Raw genomic sequence first — 17101 nt, 5'->3', positions numbered from 1 at the left:
TGAAGATGGGAAAGTCGATGATCGCGGCGCTGATGGCGTCGAGTGCGATGGCCAGCACGCCACTATTGGCACAGGATGCCGAACAATCGGGCGGTATCGCCGAAATCGTCGTGACGGCGCAGAAGCGCGCGGAAAATGTGCAGGATGTGCCGATCGCCATTTCGGCCTTCACCGCTGAGTCTTTGCAGGAGCGCGCTGTTGGCAGCGTGTCGCAGCTTTCAGCGATCGCACCCAACGTCAATCTGGACGCGGGCACGCCCTTTTCCGGTTCCACCGCCGTTCTGGCCGCCTATATTCGCGGCATCGGGTCGGACGATTTCGCCTTCAACATCGATCCGGGCGTCGGCATCTATCTCGACGGCGTCTATCTCGCCCGCACGGTCGGCGCGAACCAGGATCTGCTCGATGTCGAGCGGGTGGAAATATTGAAGGGACCGCAGGGCACCCTGTTCGGGCGCAATACGATCGGCGGCGCGATCTCCATCGTCACGGCCGATCCGGGTGACGCATTCAAGGCCAAGGGCGATGTGACGCTGGGCAGCTACAAGCTGTTCCAGGTGCGCGGGTCGGTAACGGTGCCGATCACCGATGGCCTTAGTTCCGCCTTCACCTTCGGCATCAAGTCGCGCGACGGCTTCTTGAAGCGCCTGCCCTATCCCGACCAGCGCGCGAACAACACGCCCTCCTTCGACGCATTCTCGGCCGCTGGTTATGACAGCGCCGCCAAGGAAGGCGAGAACGACAATTGGAACCTGCGCGGCAAGCTGCGCTGGAACAATGGTGGCGCGGTGCGCGCGACCTTCTCCGGCGACTATAGCAAGGACAAGGGCACGTCGGCCAACAAGCTGATCGGCACGACCGAGTTCGTGCCCGGCAATTTCGCGGGCACGACCAACCTGCCCGGCACCGCGTTCGACCCGACCGGCACCACCGGCTTCCTGTTCGCTGGCCTCTATAATTTCTGCATCGGCAGTACGGGCGCGCAGATCGCCGCACGCAACGCCCAGGCTTTGTGCGGTGTGGCAGGCACGCAATTTAATCCGCAATTCCAGCTGGCCAGCGTCGCCAGCGCCAATGTCGATGGCAATCCCGCCAATGATCGCCTGCCCTGGGACGGCCGCTATCTGATCGACAATCCCGATCGCAGCTATGCCAGCGGCAACAGCTATTCCAACCTCGAAAGCTGGGGCCTCAGCAGCATCGTCGATTTCGACCTGGCCGACAATCTCGCGCTTAAATCGATCACCGCCTATCGCGAGCTGCACTGGAATGCGGGCCTCGATGCGGACGGATCGCCGCTCAATTTCGTACAGTTGAGCTTCACCATGAACCAGTGGCAGTTCAGCCAGGAACTCCAGCTGCTCGGCAACGCCTTGGATGAAAAGCTCAACTATGTTCTGGGCGCCTATTATTTCAAGGAAGCGGGTGACCTGCACGACTATGTGACCTTCGCCGAAGGCTTGGTGCAGGTCGACGGTCCCAATGAACTGGCGACGAAGAATTACGCTTTTTTCGGCCAGATCGACTATCGCCCGATCGACCTGATCGGCATCACCATCGGCGGCCGCTACACCAATGAGCGCAAGCGGTTCGAGGGCGGACAGCAGGAATTGAACGGCTTCAACTACAAGCTGTTCGGGTGCGCCGATGCCAATGGCAATGTCTTCCCCGGCGGCGCTTTCCCGCTGGCACCGATCCCCTGCCAAGCGGGCCTGGGCTATCCCGACCCGAACAATCCGGTCCGCGTCTATACGCCCGGCGTCAACCGCAAGAAATTCAGCGATTTCTCGCCCAAGGTTGGGGTTCAGCTCCACCCCACCGACGACGTCATGCTCTATGGCAGTTGGTCGAAGGGCTATAAGACCGGCGGCTGGACCACGCGCCTGACCAACCCGCAGGGCAATGTCGCCCCCGACTTCAACGAGGAAAAGGCGACCACCTGGGAAGCGGGGATCAAGTCCACGCTGCTCGACCGGCATCTGCAACTCAACGCGGCGGTCTTCTCGACCAAATATCGCGATATCCAGCTCAATATCCAGGTCGGCACATCGCCCACCATCGCGAACGCAGGCGATGCGCGCATCCGCGGCTTCGAACTGGAGATGGTGGCGGCACCCGTCGATGGCCTGACCATCAATGGCGCGGTCGGCTATATCGACGCCCAATATACATCGGTATCGGCGGGCGCGGCGGCGGTCGGCGGGGCCAATGCCTTCCAGGCCGGGACGCTGGTCGGCGAAACCCTGCCCAAGACGCCCAAATGGAAGGTCAACCTCAGCCCCCGCTACGAAGCCAAGCTGGGCAATGGCGCGTCGCTGGTCATGCTGGCCGACTGGACCTATACCTCCAGTGCCTGGAACGACACGCAACGCACGCTGCTGCTCAAGCGCGTATCGACCGACATCGTCAACGCCTCGATCAGCTATCGCGAACCGGATGGCAAATGGTCGGTGACGGCGGGCGGCACCAACCTGACCGACAAGCGCTTCCTGACATCGGGCGGGTCCAACATCGCGGCAGGTGCGATCTTCGGAACCTATAACCGGCCGCGCGAATGGTATCTGCGCTTCGGCTTCGATTTCTGATCATGGGCCGGATCGCGATCAGGGCCGCCGTGGTGGAAATGCCGGGCGGTCCCTTCCACTTCGAAACCCTCGCCATGGACCCGCCTGGCCCTGATCAGGTCCGCGTGCGGCTCCACGCCTGCGGCATCTGCCACACCGACATGGTGATGCGCGAGGGCGCATTGCCCACGCCCTTCCCGGTCATATTGGGGCATGAAGGAGCGGGTGTGGTCGATGCGGTTGGGTCCGCTATCGACGATGTGGCGGTCGGCGACCATGTGTTGCTGAGCTTCCATAGCTGCGGCGCCTGTGGGGCCTGCCATGATCATCAACCCGGCTATTGCGTCGAATTCGTACCGCGCAATTTCATGGGGCTAACGCATGAAGGCGAAGGCGGCATCTGGCGCGGCGATCAGCGGATCGGCAGCAATATCTTCGGCCAGTCGGCCTTCGCGAGCCATGCGCTTGCGCATCGCGACAATGTGGTGCGGATCGACCCCGATCTGCCGCTCGACATTCTCGCGCCTTTGGGCTGCGGGATCCAGACCGGCGCGGGCACGGTGCTGGAAACGCTCAAGGTTGCGCCTGGCCAGTCGATCGCGATATTGGGCGCAGGGGCCGTTGGTCTGTCGTCCGTTATGGCAGCTATGATCGCGGGGGCTGGACGGATAGCGGTGATCGATCGCCATGCCAGCCGCCTGGACCTTGCCCGCACCTTGGGCGCGACCGAAACCGGCGATGATCTCGGCTCGGTCGAAGGCCTGTTCGACCATATCGTCGACACGACCGGCGTCCCGGCCTTGCTTGGCCCAGCCGTGGAGAAACTGGCGCAGCGCGGCACGCTCGCCTTGGTCGGCGCCTATCCGCCCGGCGGCTGCGCCATCGATCCCTCGGCGATCATGAGCATGGGCCGGCGGATCGTCGGCGTGGTCGAGGGCGGCATCGATCCGCAGCGCTTCATTCCCCGCCTGATCGGCTATTATCGCGACGGCCGGTTGCCGCTGGAAAAACTGATCCAGCGCTATGCCTTTGACGATCTGCACACTGCCTTCGCCGCGTCGGAAAGCGGGGCGGTCGTCAAGCCGGTGGTGGTGATGGATCGCCCCTGACGTTCAGCGACCGGCAAGGCGGATCGGGCCATAGCGTCAGCCCAGCAACAGGGAGACGCATCATGGTGGACAAATTGGGGACAGCGCCGACCGGCTTTTGCGACAGGCGCAGCTTGATCGCGACAATCGCGCTGTTGCCGCTTGCCGCCTGCGCGACGCCCATGGGCCGCTATACCGTGGAGGAAGCGGTGCGCCGCCTGCTCCAATTGTCGAGCCAGCGCGCCTTTGCGCGCCTGACCGAACCGGGCGGCTTTTACGACGATCAACTCACCCGCATCACGCCGCCTGACTTGGGTGGGAACCGGGGCGGGGCGGTGCTGTCCGCGCTGCTGCGCACCCGCGCGGTGCGCGACCGGGTCGGCATGGCGCTCAACGATGTCGCCGTCGACCTGGCCGACAATGCCGCGCCGATCGTGATGGATGCGGTGCAGCGCATGACGCTGGCCGATGCCTTGTCCGTCCTGCGTGGCGGGCCGACGGCGGCGACGGACCTTTTGGCGCGGGAAGCGCGCGGTTCGGTGGTCGAAGCCTTGCTGCCCGGCGCGTCGCGCGCGCTGCGATCAGACATGTTCGAAATGCTGACGGCGGCGCTGTCTGCCACCGGAGGCCGGGATTATGCGGCGCTGGCGGACAATGTGTCGGGCCAGATCGGCGACGCCATCTTCCGCGCCATCGGCCGCGAGGAAGCGGAGATACGCCGCGACCCTGCCGCCACGCGCGATCCGATCCTGATGGCGCTGCTGCGATAAGCCCCTTGATTTTGGCGGCGCGCCGTGGTGTTCCGGCCCCTATGGAACAGAAATATCCCGGCGTCGCCGCCATCCCCTGGGATCAGCCCGCGACGATGATCGACCTGGACGGCAAACCGCCGCTGATCAGCACGATCCGCGACTGCGCGACGCATTTCGCGCTCTACAAACCCCACGCCCAGACGCAGGCGCGGGTTTTGCTCACCCATCCCGTCCATCGGGAAGGCCGCAAGACACGCACCTGGTTGCTGGAACCCAATGAGATCGAGGCGCTGGTCGTGCGGATGCGCAGCGAGGCGCACTAAAGTTCGACCAGCGCGTGCCGGGCGTCAGTAATTCCACTGCACCTGGGTACGGATAAGGTGGCCTTCGGCGCGGCCGGTCCGGCGTTCGTCGGCTTCGGCGCGCTTCATCCGGGCATAGGCCATGGTGATCTCCAGCGCCTTCCATGGCTGCCATTCCAGGCCCAGTTCGAACTCGTCGGTTTCTAGGCGCGGGGCGTTGGTCGCCGCTTTCCAGCCACCGCGATAATGTTGCCAGCGGCCATAGGGCATCAGCGTGCCGAAACTGTCCGATGTCGGCAGGCGCATCATCATCTGGACATAGCCGCCATTCAGCTTGCTGGCGCGGATCGACTGGCTGGCCAGATCATATTGCGGCGCGCGGCCCCAATTCCATTCGGCCTGAATGCCGATCGGCTGGGGATACAGCATGGCGTGGATGCCAGCGCGATTATCGTCATGGGAGAGAGCGCTGACGCCGCCGCTGCGGATTTCCGGCTGGATGGTGTTGAGCATCGCCGACCCGCCGATTTCGAACACCTGGCCTGCAAAGGCGTCGCCCAGACCATCCAGTTCGAATGGCCAGGTCGCAAAGGCGACCTTCATCAGGTCTTTATTCTGCTCGGTCTTGTTGATGCCCTGCCCGTTGAACAGGCCCAATCCGAACGCGCCATAATTGCCGAACAATTTTTGCCCGTCATCGGCTAGCCTGTCCCAGATTTTCTGGACTGATGGCGGCGTATAATAGGCCACGACGCCCAGGTCGCGCTCGCCCGGCACGGCGCTGTTGATACCGTCGCTGCGATCGAGCGTCAGGCGGTTGGACGAGGATTGCATATTCTCCCAGCCATAGGGCACCTTCGATTGACCGAACCGCAGCCGGACGCTCTTCGCCTTGTCGAGGAAGATGTCGGCATAGGCGTCGCGCAACTGGCCGAAACTCTCCCGGCGCTCGCCACCACTCTGGTTGCTGACGGCGGTCGCGAAATCCGGCTGCAGATAGAGCGATACGCGATCGGAAATATCGCCTTGCAGGACGAGGCGGACCCGGCGCAGGGTAAAGCCGCCCTTGTCGGAAATGCCGCTGTCATGGACCGAGCGCAGGCGGGACGTGCCCGCAGGCGCGCTATCATCGCCGGACAGGAAGGCATTGTAGCGCATCTGGGTATAGCCGCGCAGCGACAGGCGATCATACCAGCCTTTCTTCGGCTCTTGAGCAGGTTCGGCATCGACCGGGTCGGGAGTGGGTGCCGAAAGGCTCGCCATCTGCGGCCCAGGGGCGGGTGCAGGGTTGGTCGGAACCGGCGCAGGGGCGGGCTGACGGGCGGACAGGGCGGCGGTAAGGGCCTGCACCTGGGCCTTTAGCTCATCGATCTGGCTTTGCAGTTGCTCGACCGTTTGCGCCTGCGCGGCTTGGGGCATCAGCGCCAGCAGGCTGACCGCCAGACCCATGCCGATATGTCTCGATTGTTTCACAGCCTTGTCCCTTGTTCGACAAGGGCGCCAGCTATGGCGGTTCAATGACTCTTTAATGACAGATTTTATCGGTTTTTATGACAGTAGCGACATGGAATTGTCACATAACTGGCGGCACGATCATAGGTCAGGATGCAAAGAGATCGCCCTGCCGTGGCCGGGTGGCGGGGCGCCTTGCCAAAGGCGGCGCGCTGACCAGCGCGCGGGCGCGTCCGGTCAGGGTATAGACCGCTTGCCGCTGCGCGCCGCGGTTCAAATGATCGACGCGAAACCCTTGATAATGGCGTTTGAGCAATCCGGCCTTCACCAGTTCGGACACCGCGCGGCTGAGGTTCGTCTTGCCGGAGGTCCGGACGCGGATACGTACTTCATCCTGCACCAGCGCCTCGTTCGTCGTCGCGTCGCCGGTCAGCCGCTCTTCCTTGCGCAATTCGTCCCTGACACGTTCGACCAGCGCCATCCGCCGGGGGTCGCGATGGCCCATGGGGGTCAGCGCATCGCACAACCAGTCGCGCAACGACACCAGGCTGTCGTCCACCCGCACCAACGGCCCGGCGCTGCCATCGGGTCGCGCCACGTCCGCGATCAAGGTCAGCAGCATGAAGGCATAGCGGGGACGCGAACAGCAATGCGACAATTGGTCGAGCAGCAGCGAGACATCGCTGCCGCCGGCTGCACGGGAGGGAAGGGGGGCGTGAAACATAAGGTGAATCAAGCACAGTGCAGCGCTCCTGTGAATCCCTAATTTCCGCCGAGTCGCACTTTGTCGCGCGTGACACTTTGCCCTCCGGTAAAGTGTCACGCGCGAGACTTTGCCAGAGAGCCGCCTTTGCCGCTTAGCGTTGGAGGTTCAGGTGCCGGGTGAAGAAACGCGTCATCACATCGAACGCCTCGCGTGATTCAGGCAAGGCCGGATCGTAGAAAAAGGCATGGCCCAGGCCATCCCAGACATGCAGGTCGGCATCGACCCCGGCCTTCACCAGTTCCTTATGTGTGTTGACCGCCGCGCTCATCTCGAACGCGCGGGTGCCCGTGATCACCAGCGTCGGCGGAAATTGCGCCAAGGTCGCGGGGGACTCGATCGGGGAGACGAGCGGATCGGACAGGTCGATATCCTTGAAATAGGCGCGACTATCCTCGCGCTGCGCCAGGGCCTGGAAGGGTCGCCCGAACGCCCGACTGTCCCCACCCCAGCGCGCATCGGCCGACGCACAGAAGATGCCGATCGCCGCTGGCAGGGGCAGTTTGTCGCGCACCAGCGCCGCGATCGTTTCCGCCGTCAGCAATCCGCCTGCCGAACAGCCGAATATCGCGATATCCTGTGGTTTGTGGGTCTTGAGCAATGCGCGATAGACGGTCAGCACGTCCTGCGTTGCGGCCGGGTAGACATGTTCGGGCGCCTGCCGATAAGTGATGCTGACGATCTCCACCCCGGCAAGACCCGCAAGCGGGATGGATTCGATCATGCCCGTTCCCGGTGCGGCGCCCATGATGAAGCCGCCACCGGGCAGATTGAGCAGGATCTTGGCCCGGTTCGCCTGCGGGACGCCGCCTGTCGGCGTCGCGCGAACGGCGGGGATGCCTGCGATCACCGTCTCCTGCGTGGTCACCTTGTACATCTGTTTCAGCGCATCAATGCGCGGCGCCATGAGCTGCGGCATACGCGCGCGCAACGCACCGGCCTGACCGGCCGCGACGGCGCGCATCATCGGTTCTTCGGGGTCGGACGGTGTCCGCGGCAGCCCCTTCTTCGCCGCCTCGCTCAGATAATCAGACGGTGGCAAGCGGAAGGCGGGCACGACCACCGTACCATCCGGCTCGATCGTGCCGGGGCCGCCCAAGGGTGGCGTCTGGGCAAAAGCGGCGCCGATACACAGCGTACAAGCCGCGCTGGTGAGGAAAATAGTTCTAATTCCGTTGGATAGACTGGACATTCTCATCTCCTCTGACTTATGTTATGTAACATAATATACAGACTTGAGTGGGGAGGGCAAGCAGACTATTGAAACCTATGTCCGTGTCGCTGTCCGCTTTATCCGATCTGGTCGATCCGCTCGACAATCTGCTCAGCTATCATCTGCGCCGCACCACCACGGCGGCGACCGCCGCTCTGGCGAATATGCTTCAGCCTCTGGAACTCAATGTCAGTGAAGCAACGCTGCTGCTGTTCCTGGGCGCGAACCAGGGCTGTACCCAAAGCGACATCGGCCGCGCTTTGCGCGCCCAGCCCGCCAATCTGGTGCCGCTGATCAACAAGCTGGCGCTGCTCGGCGCGCTGAACAAGCAGCCGGGGAAGGGGCGGGCGATCGCCCTTTGGCTGTCGGACGAAGGCCAACAGCTCCATGCAAAAGTGCAGCAGGTATTTGCGCGCCATGAAGAGGCGATCGGCCGTTCCATACCACCGGAACGCCGGGACGAAATATTGGGGCTGCTCCGCCAGATATGCCGGGACGCCTGCCACCCCTGATCGCTTATTCGGCGTCCGGCTCCATCCACTTGGTGGTCAGCGCGCGGGGAGAAAGATATTTGGTGGTGGTCCAGCCGCCATCCACGACGATCGTCTGCCCGTTGATGAAGCCTGCGCCCGGCGAGCAAAGGAAGGCGATCGTGCTGGCGATATCCTCGACTTCGCCCAATCGCGGAAAGGGCGTCGTTTCGACATTCACCCGCTTGAACATCTCATCGTCGAACCGGTGCCGCACCATATCCGTCATAGTGACGCCGGGCGCGACGCAATTGGCGCGAATACCGCGCGGGCCATAATCGCAGGCGATATGCTGGGTCAGCGCGCCAAGGCCGCCCTTGGCCGCCGAATAAGCGCCGCCCCGCCGCCCGCCGATCATCGCATAGGTCGAACTGACATTCACGATGCCACAGCCCTCACCCATATGCCCAATGACTTCGCGACACAGGCGGAACGGCGCGCGGAGCATCAGCCCCAGAAAATAGTCGAGCGTTTCGTCATCGGTTTCATGCAGTGGCTTGGGGCTGCCTGCACCGGCATTGTTGACCAGGAAGTCGATCCGGCCGAAGCGGTCGAGCGCCAGAGCGACGATGCGGGCCGGTGCATCGTCGGCGGTGATATCGACCGAGAGGGTCGCGATCCGGGCCGGATCATCGATCGCCTGTTCCAGCGTCGCCAGCTTGTCGGCGTCGCGCCCGACGCCCACGATCGCCATGCCGGCCTCCGCCAGCATCTTGGCGGTAGCAAGACCAATGCCGCTGCCCGCCCCGGTGATGATCGCAACCTGCATCGTTCATGTTCCTCTGTCTGTCTTGAGCCTTTCCTATCGCGCCAGGACCGTCATCGCGAACCGCTGGAGCGATGCCTTGTCGGCATGCCTTGAATGGGAGGACGCACCGGGTAACCCATTGGCGCGACAACCAGGCGAGAAGGATAGGCCCATGGCAGAGCTGCGTTTCGACGATCGCGTCGCCGTCATCACTGGTGCAGGTCGTGGCCTGGGCCGTGCCTATGCGCTGTTGCTGGCCGCCCGCGGCGCGAAGGTGATCGTCAATGATCCGGGTGGCGCGATCCGGGGCGAGGGCGGCGATGCCGGACCCGCAGCCGATGTCGTGGCCGAGATCAAGGCTTTGGGTGGCGAAGCGGTCGCCTGCACCGAATCGGTCGCAACGCCCGAAGGCGGTCGCGCCATCATAGACTGCGCGCTCGACCATTTTGGCCGCATCGATATGCTGATCCATAATGCCGGGAATGTGCGCTATGGGTCGATGCAGGAATTAAGCCAGGACGATTTCGACGCTGTCCTGGACGTCCATCTGCGCGGCGCTTTTCACGTTGCCCGGCCCGCCTTTCCGATCATGTGCAGCGCGGGCTATGGCCGGATCGTGCTGACGTCCTCGATCGGCGGGCTCTACGGCAATGCAAATTGCGTCAATTACGCCATGTCCAAATCTGGCATGATCGGCCTCAACAATATTTTAGCGCTGGAGGGGGAAGCGCACGGTGTCCGGTCCAATATCATCGTGCCCGGTGCCGTCACCCGCATGGCCGATGGGATCGACGTGTCGGCTTATCCGCCGATGGGGCCTGAACTGGTCGCGCCCGTCGTCGGCTGGCTGGCGCATGAGGATTGCTCGATCACCGGCCAAATGCTGGCCTCGATCGCGGGGCGCATTGCGCGAGTCTTCGTGGCGGAAAGCAAGGGTGTCTATCAGCCCGACTGGTCGATCGAGGATGTCGGTAGCCAAATCGACGCCATCATGGACAGCGCCGATCCGCTCGATTTCGGCCTGCACGGCCATGTCGACCATATCCGTTACAGTTTCGAACGGGCCGTAGCAGGGGCCTGACGATCAGGTCGATACGCTAACCCGCTCCAGGCGAGGCGAGAGCAGGTGGACGGCGGCTAGCGCAACGAAATAGGCACTGCCCGCGACGGCAAAGAGCGGCGTGTAGCTGCCGATGCCGTCGAGGATATAGCCTGCATATTTGGCCATGACCATGCCGCCGATCGCGCCCACCGTCCCACCGATGCCGACCACCGACCCAACGGCTCCGCGCGGAAACAAGTCGGACGGCAGTGTGTAGAGATTGGCCGAGAAAGCCTGATGCGCGGCCGTGGCGATGCCGATTACCAGCACGGCAAGCCAGAGATTGTCGATCGACTGCGCAAAGAAGATCGGCAGCACGGCAAAGGCGCAGAGCAACATGGTGAGTTTGCGCGCCGCGTTGACGCTCTTGCCCGCCTTCATCAGTCGCCCCGACATCCAGCCACCAAATATGCTGCCGCCATCGGACAGAAGGTAGATAGCGACCAGCGGCGGCCCGAAGCTGATGAGATCAAGGCCATAGCGCGTGCCGAGATAGCCCGGCAACCAGAAGAGGAAGAACCACCAGATCGGGTCAATGCAGAATTTGCCGATGGCATAGGCCCATGTCTCCTTGATCGTGATGAGCTTGGCCCAGCCGATGGGTTCGACCGGATCGGCGGGATCCTGGCGGATATAGGCCAGTTCCTCCGCCGTCACCTTGGCATGCTGATCGGGCCTGCGGTAGAAGACCAGCCAGGCGATGAGCCAGACGATGCCGAAAATGCCGGTGGCATAAAAGGCGACGCGCCAGCCATAGGCGACGGTCAACCATGGCACGAGCAAAGGCGTGATGATCGCGCCGATATTGGCCCCGGCGTTGAACAGGCCGATCGCGAAGGCGCGCTCCTTTTGCGGGAACCATTCGGTCACCGCCTTGATGCCTGCGGGGAAATTGCCTGACTCGCCAATGCCAAGGCCAAAGCGCGCCATTGCGAATTGGGTGACACCATAGACGCCGCCATGCGCCATATGCGCGATGGTCCAGATGGTGACCGCGATGGCGTAGCCAAAGCGCGCCCCTATGACATCGACGATCCTGCCAAAGCCCAGATAGCCGATCGCATAGGCAGCCTGAAACCAGAAGACGATATTGGCATAGTCGGTTTCCGACCATTGCATCTCCGCTGACAGGGTCGGCTTCAGCACGCCAATCATCTGTCGATCGACATAGTTGATCGCGGTTGCCGCGAACAACAGCGCTACCACCACCCAGCGATAGCGGCCGACCGGCGGACCCTGCACCCCTGCTTCGTTCATCATCCTGGCTCCTGGTCTTTTATATGGTGTCAGACGTTCAGCGTGGCGGCTGCGCCGCGATCGTGCAATGCAGTGTCCCCAAGGGACCAAAATCGGTTTCCACCGCTTGCCCGGCACGAACCGGATGGACGCCCGTTACCGCGCCGGTCGAAATCCACCAGCCCGGTTGAATGGCGATCCCGCGCGCGATCAGATTTTCGAGCAAAAAGCTGACTGACCCGATCGCACCCTGGTTGAACGCTGCGGCCGTGCCAGAACCAACTTCCACGCCGTCGATCCGGGTCGTCACCCGCTGATCCGCATAGGCCCCGCTGCGCCAATCGGGGATGGCAGGGCCGATCAACAGGCCATTATTATTACCGAAGTCCGAGATCGTGACGGCAGGCCCCATCTCGTTGATCCCGGCGAAGGGCGAGCTGGCGATTTCGATGCCGATATGCACGGCATCGATATGGTCCGCCGCTTCCTCCAGCGTGAAGCTGATCTGATCCGGGCGTGGAATAGTGCCGATACGAAACAGATATTCGGCTTCCACCGCGCCGAACCCGTTGGCGAAGACCAAACCCTTGGATCGGCTGGTGGCAGGAAAGACGGTGGGCGAGAAAATAGGACCGGCGAGGCGATCGCACCCATAGCGGTCGGCAAGCGGAGGCAGGATGCGCCCGACCTTCCACCCCGAAATGGCATCCGGTGCTTGGGCAAGGGCGGCATCCTGGATGACATAGGCTTCCTCAAGCGTAGCCGGGGCATCGCCGGGATAATCATCGAACCCCGTTGCAGCCTTGCGCATTGCCAGGAAATGGGTGGCAATCATTTGGGCCATGCTGCTTGCACTCACGGGTTAATCCTCTTCATCCTATCTGACCCCAGCGCTATAGGAAACCGGTGTCATTGACAAGCCGGATCGCGGTGCTGCGTGGTGGCGGGTGTGAAAAACTCCACTATAAGGCTGTATGGCAAAGCAGAATCAGGATGAGGGCCAGACGGCCAAGCTGACGATCAACGACATCGCCAGTATGGCGGGCGTCTCGAAAAAGACGGTCAGCCGCGTCATTAACCGCTCCCCGTTACTCAATCGGGAAACGCGCGACAAGGTCGAGGCGATCATCCGCGAAACCGGTTATGTGCCCAATCCACAAGCACGTGCCTTGGCGCTGGGGCGCAATTTCCTGATCGGGCTGGTTTATGACAACCCCAATGCGCAGATGATCCTGTCGATGCAGCGCGGCGTATTGGAGGCTTTGCACGGGACGGAGTTCGAACTGGTGATTCGTCCGGTCGATCGCGGATCGAACCAGGTGATGGACGATATTCGCGGATTCGTGTCGCGCCAGCGCTTGTTCGGCGTCGTCATCCTGCCGCCCATGTCGGAAAATGACGCTCTTGCGCGGATGTTGGACGAGGAAGGCTGCCGCTATGTGCGCATGGGATCGGCCGTGCTGGACGACCCGGAGCATATGGTCGCATCGAACGACCGGGAAGCGGTGGCAGAGGCGGTCCGTTATCTCATCGCGCAAGGGCATCGGCGGATCGGGCTGATCGCCGGGCCGCACGGGTTTCGGTCGGCCAAGGAGCGGCGGGACGGTTTTGAACTGGCGCTGGCCGAAGCGGGGATCAGCCTACCGCGTAGCTTGATCGCAGACGGACAATATACGTTCGAATCGGGCCAGTCGGCGTCGGAGAGCCTGTTCGATCTGTCGCCAAGGCCGACGGCGATCTTTGCCAGCAATGATGAAATGGCGGCGGGCGTTCTTTATGCGGCGCGCCAGCGGGGCATCGCGGTGCCGGAGGAATTGTCGATCATCGGCTTCGACGATACGCCCCTGACCACGCGGGTATGGCCACCGCTGAGCACGGTGCGCTGGCCGATCGTTGCGATGGGGCGGGCGGCCGCGCTCAAGCTGATCGGCACGGCGATCGGCGAAGGATCGGAGGTGAATGAGCCGTCGATGTTTAGTTCGACCTTGATCCGTCGTGCATCGGTTGCGCCGCCCGCATCATCCTGATAGACGGTTGCTCATGACACCGGTGTCTGGCGATGCCGCAAGCTATATGAGGAAGAGGGCCGATCATGTTCGACAAGACCTATTACGCGACGCACCCCGACATGATGGAATGCGTGTCGAACGAGGAATTGCGCGATCGCTATCTGATCGGCGGGTTGTTCCGCGATGGCGCGTGCGTGTTGAACTATACCCATGCCGACCGCTTCGTGATCGGCGGGGTTGCCGTGGTTGATGCGCCGGTCGCGCTGCCAGCGCAGATCGAGCCGGCTTCGGCGGCAGGGCATCCCTTCCTCGAACGGCGCGAAATGGCGGTAGTGAACGTTTCGAACGTCGAAGGTATCGTCACCGTCGATGGCGAGAGCTTTACGCTGGGCAACAAGGATTGCCTCTATGTCACCATGGGGGCGAAGGACGTGCAGTTCGCTGGCGCAGGCGCGCGCTTCTATCTTGCGTCCTGCCCGGCGCATAAGGGCTTTGTTACCCGCAAGCTCGGCATCGCCGATGCCAATGCGCTCGAACGCGGCTCCCTCGAAGAATCCAACGAGCGCACCATCTTCCAGCTCGTCATCCCCGGCATTTGCGACAGCGCGCAACTGGTCATGGGGCTGACCGTGCTCAAGCCGGGTTCGGTGTGGAACACCATGCCCCCGCACATTCATGAGCGCCGCAGCGAGATTTATTTCTACTTCGAGCTGGATGGGCCGTCGGATCGCGTTTTCCATTATATGGGCGAAGGCGATGCGATGCGGCATATCGTCATGGCCAATGAGGAAGCCGTGATCTCGCCGCCCTGGTCGGTGCATATGGGGTCGGGCACCAAGGCCTATGCCTTCATCTGGGCGATGGCGGGTGAGAATCAGGATTATACCGACATGAACGTGCTGGATATCTGCCAGCTCGCCTGAACCCTATTGGCGTCATTCCCGCGAAAGCGGGAACCCATCTCCCAGCCTAGCATCCGAAACGACGCTTGGGAGATGGATCCCCGCCTGCGCGGGATGACGTGGAGTAAAAGTCCATGACCAACCCCTTTGATCTGAGCGGCCAAGTCGCCATCGTCACCGGCGCGAATACCGGTATTGGCCAAGCGATCGCTTTGTCGTTGGCTGCGGCAGGCGCGGACATCGCCGCAGTCGGCCGCACTCCGGCACAGGAAACCGTCGAGAAGGTCCAGGCGCTCGGCCGTCGCGCGGAGATCATCTCGGCGGACCTGTCGACCATAGAGCCGGTCCAGCGCGTGGTGGACGAGACGCTGGAAAAGCTCGGCGGCCTGCACATCCTCGTCAACAATGCCGGGATCATCCGCCGCGCCGACAGCGTGGACTTTACCGAGGCGGATTGGGACGCCGTGATCGACACCAATTTGAAGGTGCTGTTCTTCCTGTGTCAGGCGGCGGGTCGCCACATGATCGGCCAAGGCGCGGGCAAGATCATCAACATCGCCTCGCTCTTGTCCTTTCAGGGCGGCATCCGCGTGCCAAGCTATACCGCGTCCAAGAGCGGCGTCGCTGGCCTGACCAAGCTGCTGGCCAATGAATGGGCGGCCAAGGGTGTCAACGTCAACGCCATCGCGCCAGGCTATATCGCCACCAACAATACAGCCGCGCTGCAGGCCGACGAGACCCGAAATCGCCAGATTCAGGAACGCATCCCGGTCGGCCGCTGGGGCGATCCGTCCGACATTGGCGGGGCGGCCGTGTTCCTCGCGTCGAGAGCAGCAGGCTATATCCACGGGCATACGCTTGCGGTCGATGGGGGATGGCTCGCGCGCTGAGGCGCCTGACCTGCGCGAAGCAACGCCCTTCGACAGGCTCAGGGCGAACGGACGATCGAACAGAGGAGGGATAACCCTCCCAACCCAAATCATGGAGGATGGATGCCCGATATCGACAGGCGTGCTTTCGTGGGGTCAGCCCTGATCCTGGGTACGAGCCCTGCCGTGGCCGCACAACGCGATCCGGTTGTTTCGACGCGACAAGGGCGCATTCGGGGTTTGCGCGAAGGCGGGCTGCAGGTGTTTCGTGGCATTCGCTATGGTCAGGATACACGGTCGCGGCGCTTTCGCGCGCCGGTTGCCCCGCAAGCCTGGTCCGCTATTGTCGACGCTGTGCGGTTTGGGCCATCCTGTCCACAGCGGGCCAAGCAGGAGGCGACCAGCGAAGATTGCCTGTTCCTCAATATCTGGACGCCGGGGCTGGAGCGACAAGCGAAGCGTCCGGTGATGCTGTATATCCATGGCGGCGCCTATGCCAATGGCAGCGTCGTCGATACGCTGAATGACGGGCGGCATCTGGCAGCGGCTGGCGATGTGGTCGTGGTCACGGTCAATCATCGGCTCAATGCGTTGGGCTATCTCTATCTTGCCCGGTTGGATTCGAGGTTTGCCGATAGTGGCAATGTGGGGCAGTTGGACCTGATGCTGGCGCTACGCTGGATAAGGGACAATATCGCGGCATTTGGTGGCAATCCCGCCAATGTGACTGTGTTCGGCCAGTCCGGCGGCGGGGCTAAGATCGCGACGATGATGGCAATGCCTGCCGCCAAAGGCCTGTTCCACCGGGCGATCACGATGAGCGGGCAGCAGGTGACGGCGAGCGGCCCGATCAATGCGTCGCGACGGACGACGGCTTATTTGGATCATTTGGGGGTAAAGCCCGATGCGCTCGAACCCTTGCTGACCATGCCGGTCGAACGGTTGATCGAAGGGTTGGCGGCCACTGATCCGATATTGGGCGGCGGCGTCTATATGGGGCCAGTACTGGATATGCGCTGGCTGGAGCGGCATCCCTTCTGGCCTGACGCCGCACCACAGGGCAACGCGATCCCGATGATGCTCGGCAATACATTGGATGAGACGCGGGCCTTTATCGATCCTGATGGGCCTTTGGTCCGGGGGCTGGACTGGAGCAATTTGGCGGAGCGGATGGCTGGCGAATTGCGGATCGATCTGTTGCCCGAATGGATCGTGGATCAGTATCGCGCGCGCTTTCCTGATTGGTCGGCCGAACGGATCTTCTATGCCGCGACCACGGCGGGCCGTAGCTGGCCGGGGCAAGTCATCGAAGCGGAGGCGCGGGCGCGGGCAAATGCACCGACCTGGGTCTATCAGGTGGACTTCCAATCGCCGACGCAGCCCCGGCGGGGGGCACCGCACACGATGGATATTGCGCTGGCCTTCGGGACGCTGGAGGCGCCGGTGCGCGGCGACTGACAGGATGCGAGCGTAGCGACAATCAAGATGAGAATCGGTTGTTGGGGTGTCGGTGAAGGGCGGAGGGCGTAGCCCGAAGCCCGTAGCCGAGACCCCAACAACCGATGGCCCTT

Annotated in this window: 16 protein-coding genes; 10 read left to right on the top strand and 6 right to left on the bottom strand. The window is 62.7% G+C overall.

Features of this window, described 5'->3' with window-relative positions; all coding sequences use genetic code 11:
* The first annotated feature begins 5 nt into the window (after nt 1–5).
* The 4 genes from SxD43FB_RS11895 (at nt 6) to SxD43FB_RS11880 (ending at nt 4727) form a co-directional block, all read left to right on the top strand.
* Nucleotides 6–2585 carry a TonB-dependent receptor gene (locus SxD43FB_RS11895; RefSeq protein ID WP_176482762.1) on the top strand — a complete coding sequence of 860 codons (2580 nt, stop codon included), beginning with the start codon at nt 6–8 and terminating at the stop codon, nt 2583–2585.
* The gene (locus tag SxD43FB_RS11890; protein WP_255245699.1) at nt 2555–3673 is read left to right on the top strand and encodes an NAD(P)-dependent alcohol dehydrogenase; all 1119 of its coding nucleotides are present in this window, start codon (nt 2555–2557) and stop codon (nt 3671–3673) included. The genes SxD43FB_RS11895 and SxD43FB_RS11890 overlap by 31 nt, the downstream gene beginning before the upstream one ends.
* A gap of 62 nt (nt 3674–3735) precedes the next feature.
* Nucleotides 3736–4422 (top strand): DUF4197 domain-containing protein, encoded by a 687-nt coding sequence (locus SxD43FB_RS11885; RefSeq protein ID WP_096062360.1) that lies wholly within the window; start codon nt 3736–3738, stop codon nt 4420–4422.
* A 41-nt stretch (nt 4423–4463) separates the two neighbouring features.
* Complete coding sequence (locus SxD43FB_RS11880) at nt 4464–4727, top strand: hypothetical protein (protein ID WP_096062359.1); 264 nt, start codon at nt 4464–4466, stop codon at nt 4725–4727.
* Between the two features lie 24 nt (nt 4728–4751).
* On the opposite strand, the gene SxD43FB_RS11875 is transcribed toward SxD43FB_RS11880, so the two are convergent.
* The 3 genes from SxD43FB_RS11875 to SxD43FB_RS11865 all read right to left on the bottom strand — a co-directional run bounded on the left by SxD43FB_RS11875 (nt 4752) and on the right by SxD43FB_RS11865 (nt 8113).
* A complete protein-coding gene (locus tag SxD43FB_RS11875; RefSeq protein ID WP_096062358.1) occupies nt 4752–6155 on the bottom strand; it encodes a porin in 1404 nt (467 codons plus the stop codon).
* A gap of 151 nt (nt 6156–6306) precedes the next feature.
* Nucleotides 6307–6882 carry a hypothetical protein gene (locus SxD43FB_RS11870; RefSeq protein ID WP_096062357.1) on the bottom strand — a complete coding sequence of 192 codons (576 nt, stop codon included), beginning with the start codon at nt 6880–6882 and terminating at the stop codon, nt 6307–6309.
* 133 nt (nt 6883–7015) lie between these two features.
* Nucleotides 7016–8113, bottom strand: a complete 1098-nt coding sequence (locus SxD43FB_RS11865; protein ID WP_096062356.1) for an alpha/beta hydrolase fold domain-containing protein — start codon at nt 8111–8113, stop codon at nt 7016–7018.
* A 77-nt stretch (nt 8114–8190) separates the two neighbouring features.
* Here SxD43FB_RS11865 and SxD43FB_RS11860 point away from each other — a divergent pair, with 77 nt between their 5' ends.
* Nucleotides 8191–8646 (top strand): MarR family transcriptional regulator, encoded by a 456-nt coding sequence (locus SxD43FB_RS11860; RefSeq protein ID WP_096062355.1) that lies wholly within the window; start codon nt 8191–8193, stop codon nt 8644–8646.
* 4 nt (nt 8647–8650) lie between these two features.
* Here the strand turns inward: SxD43FB_RS11860 and SxD43FB_RS11855 are convergent, their stop codons facing one another.
* On the bottom strand, nt 8651–9433 hold the full coding sequence (locus tag SxD43FB_RS11855; RefSeq protein ID WP_096062354.1) for an SDR family oxidoreductase: 783 nt from the start codon (nt 9431–9433) through the stop codon (nt 8651–8653).
* Nucleotides 9434–9584: 151 nt separating this feature from the next.
* Between SxD43FB_RS11855 and SxD43FB_RS11850 the strand changes: the two genes are divergently transcribed.
* A complete protein-coding gene (locus SxD43FB_RS11850; protein ID WP_096062353.1) occupies nt 9585–10493 on the top strand; it encodes an SDR family NAD(P)-dependent oxidoreductase in 909 nt (302 codons plus the stop codon).
* A gap of 3 nt (nt 10494–10496) precedes the next feature.
* On the opposite strand, the gene SxD43FB_RS11845 is transcribed toward SxD43FB_RS11850, so the two are convergent.
* The gene (locus SxD43FB_RS11845; protein WP_096062457.1) at nt 10497–11771 is read right to left on the bottom strand and encodes an MFS transporter; all 1275 of its coding nucleotides are present in this window, start codon (nt 11769–11771) and stop codon (nt 10497–10499) included.
* A 37-nt stretch (nt 11772–11808) separates the two neighbouring features.
* Nucleotides 11809–12594, bottom strand: a complete 786-nt coding sequence (locus SxD43FB_RS11840) for a fumarylacetoacetate hydrolase family protein (protein WP_255245698.1) — start codon at nt 12592–12594, stop codon at nt 11809–11811.
* Between the two features lie 130 nt (nt 12595–12724).
* Here SxD43FB_RS11840 and SxD43FB_RS11835 point away from each other — a divergent pair, with 130 nt between their 5' ends.
* From SxD43FB_RS11835 to SxD43FB_RS11820, 4 genes are all read left to right on the top strand, one after another.
* Nucleotides 12725–13777 carry a LacI family DNA-binding transcriptional regulator gene (locus tag SxD43FB_RS11835; protein ID WP_037472822.1) on the top strand — a complete coding sequence of 351 codons (1053 nt, stop codon included), beginning with the start codon at nt 12725–12727 and terminating at the stop codon, nt 13775–13777.
* Nucleotides 13778–13842: 65 nt separating this feature from the next.
* Entirely contained in the window at nt 13843–14682 is an 840-nt protein-coding gene (kduI, locus tag SxD43FB_RS11830; protein WP_096062351.1) for a 5-dehydro-4-deoxy-D-glucuronate isomerase, read from the top strand.
* Nucleotides 14683–14795: 113 nt separating this feature from the next.
* Nucleotides 14796–15551, top strand: a complete 756-nt coding sequence (kduD, locus tag SxD43FB_RS11825; protein WP_096062350.1) for a 2-dehydro-3-deoxy-D-gluconate 5-dehydrogenase KduD — start codon at nt 14796–14798, stop codon at nt 15549–15551.
* A 102-nt stretch (nt 15552–15653) separates the two neighbouring features.
* Complete coding sequence (locus SxD43FB_RS11820; RefSeq protein WP_255245697.1) at nt 15654–16988, top strand: carboxylesterase family protein; 1335 nt, start codon at nt 15654–15656, stop codon at nt 16986–16988.
* Nucleotides 16989–17101: the final 113 nt, after the last annotated feature.

This window comes from Sphingobium sp. D43FB (assembly GCF_002312805.1).
In the GTDB taxonomy this organism is placed as follows: Bacteria; Pseudomonadota; Alphaproteobacteria; order Sphingomonadales; family Sphingomonadaceae; genus Sphingobium.
The sequence above is the reverse complement of the archived record's forward strand: the minus strand, read 5'-3'. Positions and strand labels throughout refer to the sequence as shown.